A 10930-nucleotide genomic window follows, 5' to 3' on the forward strand; every position below is an offset into this window, starting at 1 on the left:
CGAGGACCGGCGCCTGCACCGGGGTGCCCGTGCGGCCACGGGCGGGGACTCAGCGGCCCTCGGCCTCACGGCGCTCGAGGGCCGCCTTCACGAGCCCGTCGAACAGCGGGTGCGGGCGGGTCGGGCGGGACATGAGCTCGGGGTGCGCCTGGGTGCCCACGTAGTACGGGTGCACGTCGGCGGGCAGCTCCACGAACTCCACGAGGGTGCCGCCCGGGGAGGTCCCGGAGATCACCAGTCCTGCCTCCTCGAGGCGCCCGCGGTACTCGTTGTTCACCTCGTAGCGGTGGCGGTGGCGCTCCTTGACCTCGGTGGAGCCGTAGGCGCCGGCCACCACGGACCCGGGCTGCAGCTGCGCGTCGTAGAGGCCGAGCCGCATGGTGCCGCCGAGGTCGCCGGCGCCCTCGACGAACTGCTTCTGCTCGTCCATGGTCGCCACGACCGGGTACGCGGTCTCCGGCTCGAACTCGGTCGAGGAGGCGCCGGCCAGCCCGAGCTCCGAGCGGGCGAACTCGATGACCATGCACTGCAGGCCCAGGCACAGGCCGAGGGTCGGGATCCGGTGCTCCCGGGCGAAGCGCAGGGTGCCGAGCTTGCCCTCGATGCCACGGATGCCGAAGCCCCCCGGGACGCAGATCGCGTCGACGTCGCCGAGCTCCCGCTGGGCGCCCTCCGGCGTCTCGCACAGGTCCGAGGCCACCCACTTGATCTTCACGCGGGCGTCGTTGGCGAAGCCGCCGGCGCGCAGAGCCTCGGAGACCGACAGGTAGGCGTCCGGCAGGTCGATGTACTTGCCGACCATGGCCACCGTGACGAAGTGGGCGGGCTCGTGCACGGCCTTGAGCAGGCGCTCCCACTGCGCCAGGTCGGCGTCCCGGTAGTCCAGCCCCAGGTAGTCGAGGATGTAGGTGTCGAGCCCCTGCGAGTGCAGGGTGCGGGGGATGTCATAGATGCTCGGGGCGTCCGGGCAGGAGATCACGGCGTCGTGGTCGACGTCGCAGGCGTTGCCGATCTTGCGCAGCATCGTGTCCGGGACCTGCCGGTCGGAGCGCAGCACCAGCGCGTCCGGCTGGATGCCGAGCCCGCGCAGCGCGGCCACGGAGTGCTGGGTCGGCTTGGTCTTCAGCTCCCCCGAGGGGCCGATGTACGGGATCAGGGAGACGTGCAGGTAGAACACGTTGCGGCGGCCGACGTCCTGGCGGACCTGCCGTGCGGCCTCGAGGAACGGCTGGGACTCGATGTCGCCGACCGTGCCGCCGATCTCGGTGATGATGATGTCCGGCTGGTCGTCGCCCTGCGCGCGGCGGCGCATGCGGTTCTTCAGCTCGTCGGTGATGTGGGGAATGACCTGGACGGTGTCCCCGAGGTACTCGCCGCGCCGCTCCTTGGCGATGACCGTGGAGTACACCTGGCCGGTGGTCACGTTCGCCGAGGCGTCGAGGTTCTCGTCGAGGAACCGCTCGTAGTGGCCGATGTCGAGGTCGGTCTCCGCCCCGTCGTCGGTCACGAAGACCTCGCCGTGCTGGAAGGGGTTCATGGTGCCCGGATCGACGTTGAGGTACGGATCCAGCTTCTGCATCGTCACGGAGAGCCCGCGTGCCCGCAGCAGCATCCCGAGGGACGAGGCGGTCAGGCCCTTGCCGAGGGAGGAGGCCACGCCGCCCGTCACGAAGATCTGGCGGGTCACCTTGCCCGGTCGCTGGTTTTCGGTCTGCTGTGCGCCGGCCTCGTGGGCGGCTTCGTTTGCATTCACCACGGAATTCGACCCTATCATTCTTGTCCGCTCAGGACGTCGGTTGCGTGCGGGGGATCACCGAGCGCGGGGCACCTCAGAGCACTGCCCCGCGGACCAGTTCCCGGGCGTGCTCGCGTGCCGCCGCGGAGTCCTCGTGACCCGCGAGCATCCGGGCGAGCTCCACCACGCGCTCCTCCTCGTCGAGCACGCGCACGTCGCTGACCGTGGCGTCCGTGCTCTTGGTGACGAGGATGTGCTGGTCGGCGAAGGCCGCGACCTGCGGCAGGTGCGTCACCACGAGGACCTGGACGTGCTGGGCGAGCATCTTCAGCCGGCGGCCGATCTCCACGGCGGCCTTGCCGCCCACGCCCGAGTCCACCTCGTCGAAGACGAAGGTCGGCACGGGGTCCACGGCGGCGAGGACCACCTCGATGGCGAGCATGAGACGGGACAGCTCACCGCCGGACGCGCCCTTGCCGAGGGGCCGCGGCGCGGCGGCGGCGTGCGGCTTGAGGAGGAAGGAGATCTCGTCCCGCCCGTGGCCGGAGAACTCCTCCGTCGGCTCGACCTCGATGACCAGGGAGGCGTTGGGCATGGCCAGCGCCGTGAGCTCGGAGCTGACTGCCTCGGAGAGCCGGTGCGCCGCGTCCCGGCGCCGTTCGGTCATCCGCGCGGCCAGCTCGCTCAGCTCGGCGTGCAGCTGCTCGAGGCGAGCCCGGAGCTCCTGCTCCCGCGCGGGGTCGTCGGTGAGCTCGTCGAGGCGCGCCCGCGAGCGCTCCGCCCAGTCGAGGACCTCGTCCACGGAGGCGCCGTACTTGCGGGTCAGGGTCTTGAGCCTGGCCCGCCGGGACTCCACCTCGGCCAGGCGGGCGGGGCCCTCGTCGTCGAGGCCCGAGGCGTAGCCGGAGAGGTCCGCCGCGATGTCGTTGACGAGCACGGCGAGCTCGGCGACCCGCCCGGACAGCTCCTCGAGATCCCGGTCGGAGTCGGCCTCCTGCTCCAGGGCCCGGTGCGCCGCCGCCACGAGGGCGGTCGCGTCCGGGGTGTCGGCGTCGGCGAACTCTCCGCCGCTCAGGGCGGCGTGGGCCGTGAGGGCGGCGGCCCGCAGCTGCTCGAGGTTGGTCAGCTTCTGGCTCTCCTGGTCGAGGCGCTCGTCCTCCCCGGGCTGGGGGTCCACGGCGTCGATCTCCTCCAGGGCGCCCTGCAGGCTCTGCGCCTCGAGCGCGCGTTCGCGGCCGTGCTCGGTGACCTCGCGCAGGGTCTGCTGCCCGGAGCGGTACTCGGCGAGCCGCTCCCGGTAGCGGCGCAGCTCCGCGGCCAGCTCCTCCCCCGCGTACTGGTCCAGGGCGTGGCGCTGGGCGGCCGGGGACTTCAGCCGCAGCTGGTCGGACTGGCCGTGCACCGCCACCAGGGTCTGGCCCACCGCGGAGAGGGTGCCCACGGGAGCGGAGCGGCCGCCGACATGGGCACGGCTGCGCCCCTCCGCGGTCACGGTCCGCGCGACGGTGACGAGAGCCTCCTCGGCGTCCCCGACGGCCTCGACGTCGACCGCCCCGCCGGCGTCCTCGACGAGGGCGGCGGCCGGATGGCCGGCCGGGACCCGCACGACGGCCTCGGCGACGGCCTTGGGCGCCCCGGAGCGCACGGCTCCGGCGTCGGAGCGGTTGCCCAGCAGCATCCCGAGGGCGGTGACCACCATGGTCTTGCCCGCACCGGTCTCACCGGAGAGGATGCTCAACCCCGGGCCGAGGGGCAGCACGGCGTCGGTGATGACGCCGAGGTCGTGGATGTGGATCTCCTCGATCATTCAGCCGTCCTCCGCGGTCTCGTCCCGGGCACGGCGGGACGGGGCGTCCGGCTCGTGGGGCATCTCGTGCCCCACCGTGGACTTCTGCAGCTCCTGCGCCCAGCCGCCGGTGGTCTGGTCGCCGCGGACGGTGGGCAGGGCCGTGGTCCGCGCCGCGGCCGCGTCGTGCGGCGGCACCGGGCCGCGCCAGCCGCTCGTGGGCAGCTCGAACTTCTTCACGAGCCGCTCCGAGAAGGGGGTGCGGTGCATCCGCGCCAGGTTGACCGCCTTCGGGGAGCGCACCACCTCGATCCGGGAGCCGGGCGGCAGCTCGGTGGTCCGGCGCCCGTCGCACCAGAGCACGCCGCGGGCGTCGGTGCGGGTGAGGACCTCGACGGCCATCATGGAGTTCGGGGAGATGACCAGGGGCCGGGCGAAGAGGGCGTGGGCGCTGAGCGGCACCATGAGCAGCGCCTCGACCTCGGGCCACACCACGGGCCCGCCCGCGGAGAACGCGTAGGCGGTGGAGCCGGTGGGGGTGGCGAGGACCACGCCGTCGCACCCGAAGGTGCTCAGCGGCCGGCGGTCCACCTCGATGACCACCTCGACCATCTTCTCGCGGTCGCCCTTCTCCACCGAGGCCTCGTTGAGCGCCCAGGTGTGCAGGACCTTCTTCTCGTCCTGCCACACGGTGACGTCGATCGTCATGCGCTGCTCCACCGTGTAGCGCCCGTCCACGATGGCCTCCACGGATTCGCGCAGGTCGGAGCGCTCGCTCTCGGCGAGGAAGCCCACGTGGCCCAGGTTCACGCCCAGCAGCGGGGTGTCCACGCTGCGCACCAGTTCGGCGGCGCGCAGGATCGACCCGTCCCCGCCGAGCACCATCACGAGCTCGATCTCCCGCAGGGAGACGTCCTCCTCGATGACCTCCACGGGCGCGAGGGGCACCGCGTCCTCCTGGAGCGCCTCGAGGTCGTCCCGCGAGATCACCGGCACCAGGCCGGCCTCGTGCAGCTGGAGACAGGAGTCGCGGGCGGCGTCCTTGGCCTCCTGACGGCCCATGTGCGCCATGACCAGGATCTTTCGGCTCACCGGGTCCTCCCGTTCTCGACTGCTCGGTGCGCGCGGGCGTCGTCAGGACCGGGAACGGCCCGTGGCGCACGCCGTGCCCGCGGACCGGGCACCGCTCACCACCCTACGCGAGGGCGGGGACAGTCAGGACGGCGGATCCCGGCGGCACCACAGGAAGAACTCGTGGTTGCCGTCCTGGCCCGGCAGCGGGCTGCGCTCCCGGCCCCGGACGGACAGCCCATGGCTCCGGGCCGCGGCGGCCACCGCCTCGACGGCCCGGGCACGTTCCAGCTCGCTCGTGACCACCCCCGTGCGCGCCAGACGGTCGGCGCCGACCTCGAACTGCGGCTTGACCATGAGCACGAGGTCCCCGCCCGGCACCGTGGCCTCCGCCAGCGGTTCCAGGACCAGGGTCAGCGAGATGAACGACAGGTCGCAGACCGTGAGCTCCGCCGGGCCGCCGATGTCCTCGGGGCGCATCCAGCGCACGTTCATGCCCTCGAGCGCCCGGACCCGCGGGTCCCCCCGGAGCGAGGGGTCGAGCTGGTCGTGGCCCACGTCCACGGCGACCACCTCCCGGGCGCCCCGGCGCAGCAGCACGTCGGTGAACCCGCCGGTCGAGGCGCCGGCGTCGAGGCACCGCTTGCCCGCCACCTCGATGTCCGGGAAGGCGGCGAGCGCCCCGGCCAGTTTGTGCCCGGCCCGGCTGACATAGTCCGGGGCGTCGGCGGGCCGGACCTCCAGCAGGTCGTCGGGGCCGACCCGGACGGAGGGCTTGGTCGCGGGCCGGCCGTTCACGAGCACCCGGCCCTCCCCGATCCACCGGGCGGCGACGGTGCGGGAGCGGGCCAGCGCCCGCGCGGTGAGCTCCTGGTCGAGACGGGCGCTCACCGCGGCCCCGCCTCCTCCTGTCCGGTCCGGGGGCGCGGCACGAGGCCGGCGGGGACGGTGCCGGGCTCGGCGTCGAGCTCGGCGACGAGGGCCGCGTGCAGCTCCTCGTAACGACCGGGGTGCTCGGCGACGGGCAGCCTCTCCAGCTCGCCGGCCCGGTCGAGCACCGCGTCCACCCCGGCGTGACCGGTCGGACGCAGGGCTGCCCCGCCGTCCCCCGCCGCGTGCGGCAGCCCGGCGTCGGCGGTCACTTCCCCGCCTCCCACTCGAGGTCGGGGACCACGGGGACGTCGGTTTGGGGGTGTGCCGCCCACCAGGCCGCGCACGCGGCCCGCCAGGCGTCGAGGTCGTCCTGGGCGCCCCGGATCCGCAGCCGCGTGCCGTCGGTCTCGGCCTCCGCCGCCCCGCAGCGCGCGATGTGCCCCCCTGCCGAGGACGAGACCTCGACGTCGGGGTACGGCTCGAAGAGCGCGTGCAGGGTGCCGACGACGTGGTCCGGGCGCTCCGCGGTGCACGCGGCGAGGATCGTGTGCACGGTGTCCACCCCGGTGAGGACCGCGATCGTGGCGAAGCCGGCGGCGTTGCCGCCCCGGATATCGGTGTCCAGGCGGTCCCCCAGTACCACGGGACGGGTGCTGCCCGCCCGCTCGGCGGCGGTGCGGAAGATCGGGGCCTCCGGCTTGCCGGCGACGACCGGCGGCCGCGCCGTCGCGGCCGCCACGGCGGCCACGAGGGTGCCGTTGCCGGGCGCCAGGCCGCGGGCCTGCGGAATGGTGCGGTCGGTGTTGGTCGCCACCCACAGCACATCCGGGTCGGCCAGCGTGTACGCGGCCTCGGCGAGCTCGGCCCAGCCCAGGCCGGGGTCGAAGCCCTGGATCACGGCGCGGGGCGCGTCGGACTGGGCCCGCACCGGGACCAGCCCGGCGTCCGCGACGACATCGGCCAGGGCCTGGGAACCGGTGACGAGCACCGCGGTGCCGGCCGGGACCCGTTGCGCCAGGAGCTCGGCTCCCGCCTGCGCGGCGCTCACGACGCCGTCGGGGCCCGTCGGCACGCCCAGGTCCGTCAGGTGCTCGGCGACCGTCGCGACGGAGCGCGAGGCGTTGTTCGTCACGAACACGACGGGCACGCCGTCCTCGGAGATCCGGCGGAGGATCTCCGGCGCTCCGGGGATCGCGTGCGGGCCGGCGTAGACGACGCCGTCCAGATCGCTCAGGACGGCGTCGAACCGATCGAGCAGCCGTTCAGCCACGCTGCGGGCCGCCGTCCTCGGCGTCGCCCGTGTCCTCGCCGCCGAGGTCCACGAGCTCCGCGTCGTCGTCCGGGTCGAGGTCGTCCTCGGAGCCGCCCTCGAAGTCGTCGTCGGGGTCCAGGTCGTGCTCCTGGCCCTCCGCCTCGTCGTCCAGCTCCTCGTCCGGGTCCTCGTCGGCACCCTCGTCGAGCACGTCCTCGGCCTCGTCGTCCACGCCGCCGTCGGGGTCGCCGCCCAGGTCGCCACCGGCGGCGCCGGTTGCGCTCCCTGCCGGGTCCGTCCCGACGGTCTGCCCGGCCGTGTCCTGGGCCGCGGCGTCCGCCCTGTCCTGGGTCGGCACCTCGGTCGTCCCCTCGGTCGTCCCCTCGGCGTCTGCCAGGGCGACGCCGTCGTCCGGCACCTGCTCGGTCTCGTCCTCGTCGTCGAAGTCGACGATCTCGGGCTCGGCGAACTGCCCCGTCCCGAGGGCGGCCTCGGCCACCACGGCCTGTCGATCCCATGTGAGGGCCTCACGGTCCCGCCCGACGCCCCTCAGGGTCTCGGCGTAGGCGCGGAACAGCCGGGGGCTGTAGGGGAAGCCCCGGTTCTTGTCGAGCTGCGGAATGTTCAGTGCGTCCACCGCCCCCTGGGCGTCCCCCTGGTCCCGTCGCATGCCGGCCAGGACGATGGCCAGTTCCACCCTCTCGCTGGGCTCAAGCGACTGCACGGCCTCGGACGTCGCGAGCTCCACGGCCTTGTCCAGGCGCCCGAGGGCCCGCTCGCAGTCGACCATCAGGGGAAGGTGGATCTCGGCGCCCGTCATCCGGCGGAACGTGCGCAGCTCCTTGAGCGCCAGCGCGTAGTCGCCCGCCTCGTACGCCGCGACGCCCGTGGCCTCCCGCACCGCGGCGATGCGGCCGCCGCGCCGTCCGGCCGCCTGCGCATGCTCGAGCGCGAGCTCGGGAACGTCCAGCAGATAGCGCCCGGCCATGACCAGGTGCTTGGCAACGGCCTCGGCATTGCGCGGTTCGAGGGCCCCCAGCTGGGCGCGGGTCGGCTTGTCGAGCTCGCGACCCGTGATGTCCTCGTCGACCTCGGGCGCACGGTGGCGGTGGGTCGAGACGTCGTCCCGGTCGTCACGCCGACCACGGTAGCCGTCGTTGCGATCGGGGAATCCACCGCGGCGGTCGTCACGGGGGGCGTACCCACCACGGCGGTCGTCCTGGCGGTCGTCGCGCCGACCGCGGAAGCCCTCACCCTCACGGCGCGGCCCCCGCTCACCCTGACGGTCGCTTCGCGGGGCGTACCCACCACGACGGTCGTCCTGACGGTCGTCACGCCGACCACGGTAACCCTCACCCTCACGGCGCGGCCCCCGCTCACCCGGCCGCTCGTCACGGCGGTCGCCACGCGGGGCGTACCCACCACGACGGTCGTCCTGACGGTCGTCACGCCGACCGCGGAAGCCCTCACCCTCACGGCGCGGCCCCCGCTCACCCGGCCGCTCGTCACGGCGGTCGCCACGCGGGGCATAGCCACCACGACGGTCATCCTGACGGTCACCTCGCGGGGCGTACCCACCACGACGGTCGTCCTGACGGTCGTCACGCCGACCGCGGAAGCCCTCACCCTCACGGCGCGGCCCCCGCTCACCCGGCCGCTCGTCACGGCGGTCGCCTCGCGGGGCGTACCCACCACGACGGTCATCCTGACGGTCACCTCGCGGGGCGTACCCACCACGACGGTCATCCTGACGGTCACCTCGCGGGGCGTACCCACCACGACGGTCATCCTGACGGTCACCTCGCGGGGCGTACCCACCACGACGGTCATCCTGACGGTCGTCACGCCGACCGCGGAAGCCCTCACCCTCACGGCGCGGCCCCCGCTCACCCGGCCGCTCATCACGGCGGTCCCCACGCGGGGCATAGCCACCACGACGATCGTCCTGACGACCTTCGTCGGGCCTGCCTGCGGCGCCCCGGCCCTCCGAGCCACGTCCGCGCGCCTGGCCGTCGCGGGCCGGGCTGCGCCGCGCGTCGTCGTACCGGCGTCGGGGCTGGGAGCCGGACCGGTCGTCCTCGCGCCCGGCTCCTCCGCCGGTCCGGCGGTCGCCGGAATTTCCGTTCCGGCGCTCGTCCCGGGACCCGTGCTGGAAAGACTCGGACACGTACCGCTCCTCTGTGCCGACGCGGTGCCGGTCGGCTCTCATGGATGTCGGCGTTGACCGGAGAACGGTCCGCCATGTTGATCGTTCCCATTGTATAAGCAGGTCCGGTGCCCCTCTGTCCCGATTCGTCCCCCGCTCCCCCCTCGTCGGATGATGGGTCCATGACCAAAAAACCCTTCACGTCCCACCTTCTGGTGCGTGTGCTGCTCGGCATCGTCCTGGGCATCGCCTGTGGACTTTTCTTCCCGGAACCTGTCGCCCGCGTCTTCATGACGTTCAACGGTCTCTTCAGCGCGTTCCTGGGTTTCATCATCCCGTTGCTGATCGTGGGTCTCGTGACTCCGGCCATCGGGGACCTCGGGCGGGGCGCCGGCAAGTGGCTGGGCGTGACCGCGTTCATCGCCTACGCGTCCACGATCTTCGCCGGTGTCCTCGCCTTCTACGTCGCTCGAGCAAGCTACCCCTGGCTGCTGGGCGGGGAACGGGACGTGGCCGCGCTGGCGAGTCCCGAGGAATCCGCTCTCACGGGCTTCTTCTCCCTCGAGATGGAGCCCGTCTTCGGGGTGATGACAGCGCTTATCCTCGCCTTCTGCCTGGGCGTGGGCATCACGCTCATCCCAGGTGACACCCTTCACCGGACCATGGACGACCTCCGAGGCATCATCATGCGCATCGTGGAGCTGGTGATCATTCCGCTCCTGCCGCTCTACATCTTCGGCATGTTCCTGAGCCTCACCATGAACGGACAGATCCTGACGGTCGTCTCGACGTTCCTGAAGGTCGTGGTGCTCGCTTTCCTCCTCTCGCTCCTGCTGCTCGTCCTGCAGTACGTGGTCGCAGGATCCTACGCCCGTCGCAACCCTGCCGCCCTGCTCAAGAACATGCTGCCCGCCTACGTCACCGCTCTGGGCACCTCGTCGTCGGCCGCGACAATCCCGGTCACGCTGCGGTGCACGGAGAACAACGGTGTGCGAGGGTCGGTCGCCGGTTTCGTGATCCCGCTGTGCGCCACCATCCACCTTGCGGGATCGACCATGAAGATCGTCCTGTTCTCCGTCGCGATCATGACCATCACCGGCATGCCAATCGACAACCTTGGCTACCTGGGATTCATCCTCATGCTGGGAATCACGATGGTGGCCGCACCCGGCGTCCCGGGCGGCGCGATCATGGCCGCCGTCGGAGTCCTCCAGAGCATGCTCGGTTTCGACGAGACAGCCGTGGCACTCATGATCGCCACGTACATCGCCATCGACTCCTTCGGCACGGCCACGAACGTGACCGGGGACGGCGCGATCGCCGTGGTGATGGACAAGCTCATCGGCCGACGCGGAGCGACCGAGCCCGTGGAGGAGACTCCGGAAGATCTCGCGCTCTCGGACGCTCGAACAGCCGGGTGATTTCCCGGACAACCGGTACACACCGCGACGGGAGGCCCCGACCATGTGGTCGGGGCCTCCCGTCGCGTGGATCCGAGGGCCCGTGGGACATCAGGGACGGAGCGTCCAGTGGAGCTCGGTGATCATGTCCGCGGGGTCGTCGCCCGGCCGGGGCTCGGTCACGTAGACCTCCCACAAGCGGTCGCCGAGAGACAGACCCTGGTGTCCCGCCCACTCCGCCAGATGCTGCCAGGATCGCCCCAGGTCGTCGTAGTTGCCGCGGTGCACGGACGATGCCACCCGCGAGGCGGGCAGACGGCCGGCCACTACGGATCCCCGAGGGGCGACCTCTCCTCGCACCGGAAAGCCCACCTCCAGGTGCACCGTCTCCGCCGGAACGCCGTGGTAGACCGCCATCGGAGGTCCTGAGGCCTCGAAGGCCCCGTCGGCCATCGCCCGGCCCAGTTCGTCGAAGGCACGGTCGAAGAATCCCCGCAGCTCGCTCATCGCCACGGTCCCTGTCACCACCGCCGTCGGCTGCTCGTCCTGCTCCGTCACCGTCGGAGTCCCGGCATCATGGTTGGTCGCTTCCATGCCAGCATTGTCCGCCGGTGAGCGGACCACTGCATCTGTTACAGGGTGGCCGTCGGGCGTGGGCTGATCGTTG

At 72.5% G+C, this 10930-nt stretch carries 10 protein-coding genes; 2 read left to right on the plus strand and 8 right to left on the minus strand.

What is annotated here, in order from left to right; translation table 11 throughout:
* Positions 1-49: 49 nt before the first annotated feature.
* The 7 genes from ACYVM4_RS01175 to ACYVM4_RS01205 all read right to left on the minus strand — a co-directional run bounded on the left by ACYVM4_RS01175 (position 50) and on the right by ACYVM4_RS01205 (position 7705).
* Positions 50-1774 (minus strand): CTP synthase, encoded by a 1725-nt coding sequence (locus ACYVM4_RS01175; RefSeq protein ID WP_368821138.1) that lies wholly within the window; start codon positions 1772-1774, stop codon positions 50-52.
* 55 nt (positions 1775-1829) lie between these two features.
* A complete protein-coding gene (gene recN, locus ACYVM4_RS01180; protein WP_460667381.1) occupies positions 1830-3542 on the minus strand; it encodes a DNA repair protein RecN in 1713 nt (570 codons plus the stop codon).
* On the minus strand, positions 3543-4613 hold the full coding sequence (locus ACYVM4_RS01185; RefSeq protein WP_368821136.1) for an NAD kinase: 1071 nt from the start codon (positions 4611-4613) through the stop codon (positions 3543-3545).
* Positions 4614-4736: 123 nt separating this feature from the next.
* Positions 4737-5483 (minus strand): TlyA family RNA methyltransferase, encoded by a 747-nt coding sequence (locus tag ACYVM4_RS01190; RefSeq protein WP_460667382.1) that lies wholly within the window; start codon positions 5481-5483, stop codon positions 4737-4739.
* Complete coding sequence (locus tag ACYVM4_RS01195) at positions 5480-5734, minus strand: hypothetical protein (protein WP_460667383.1); 255 nt, start codon at positions 5732-5734, stop codon at positions 5480-5482. The genes ACYVM4_RS01190 and ACYVM4_RS01195 overlap by 4 nt, the downstream gene beginning before the upstream one ends.
* The gene (locus tag ACYVM4_RS01200) at positions 5731-6735 is read right to left on the minus strand and encodes an HAD-IIA family hydrolase (RefSeq protein WP_460667384.1); all 1005 of its coding nucleotides are present in this window, start codon (positions 6733-6735) and stop codon (positions 5731-5733) included. Before ACYVM4_RS01200 ends, ACYVM4_RS01195 begins: the two co-directional genes overlap by 4 nt.
* Positions 6728-7705, minus strand: coding sequence for a hypothetical protein (locus ACYVM4_RS01205; protein ID WP_460667385.1), 978 nt, complete (start codon positions 7703-7705; stop codon positions 6728-6730). Before ACYVM4_RS01205 ends, ACYVM4_RS01200 begins: the two co-directional genes overlap by 8 nt.
* Here ACYVM4_RS01205 and ACYVM4_RS01210 point away from each other — a divergent pair.
* Positions 7658-8941 carry a hypothetical protein gene (locus ACYVM4_RS01210; RefSeq protein WP_460667386.1) on the plus strand — a complete coding sequence of 428 codons (1284 nt, stop codon included), beginning with the start codon at positions 7658-7660 and terminating at the stop codon, positions 8939-8941. The genes ACYVM4_RS01205 and ACYVM4_RS01210 overlap by 48 nt on opposite strands.
* Positions 8942-9045: 104 nt before the next feature.
* On the plus strand, positions 9046-10284 hold the full coding sequence (locus ACYVM4_RS01215; RefSeq protein ID WP_460667387.1) for a dicarboxylate/amino acid:cation symporter: 1239 nt from the start codon (positions 9046-9048) through the stop codon (positions 10282-10284).
* Positions 10285-10374: 90 nt separating this feature from the next.
* Here ACYVM4_RS01215 and ACYVM4_RS01220 read toward each other — a convergent pair whose 3' ends face one another.
* Positions 10375-10857, minus strand: coding sequence for a GyrI-like domain-containing protein (locus tag ACYVM4_RS01220; RefSeq protein WP_460667388.1), 483 nt, complete (start codon positions 10855-10857; stop codon positions 10375-10377).
* Between the last annotated feature and the right edge of the window lie 73 nt (positions 10858-10930).

The organism is Kocuria himachalensis, from assembly GCF_054784195.1.

What these genes read in the sequence shown, in the direction of transcription:
- ACYVM4_RS01210 (WP_460667386.1), top strand. Translation starts at nt 7,658, where the DNA reads ATGCTCGAGCGCGAGCTCGGGAACGTCCAGCAGATAGCGCCCGGCCAT.
- ACYVM4_RS01175 (WP_368821138.1), bottom strand. Translation starts at nt 1,774, where the DNA reads ATGATAGGGTCGAATTCCGTGGTGAATGCAAACGAAGCCGCCCACGAG.
- ACYVM4_RS01220 (WP_460667388.1), bottom strand. Translation starts at nt 10,857, where the DNA reads ATGGAAGCGACCAACCATGATGCCGGGACTCCGACGGTGACGGAGCAG.
- recN (WP_460667381.1), bottom strand. Translation starts at nt 3,542, where the DNA reads ATGATCGAGGAGATCCACATCCACGACCTCGGCGTCATCACCGACGCC.
- ACYVM4_RS01205 (WP_460667385.1), bottom strand. Translation starts at nt 7,705, where the DNA reads ATGGCCGGGCGCTATCTGCTGGACGTTCCCGAGCTCGCGCTCGAGCAT.
- ACYVM4_RS01215 (WP_460667387.1), top strand. Translation starts at nt 9,046, where the DNA reads ATGACCAAAAAACCCTTCACGTCCCACCTTCTGGTGCGTGTGCTGCTC.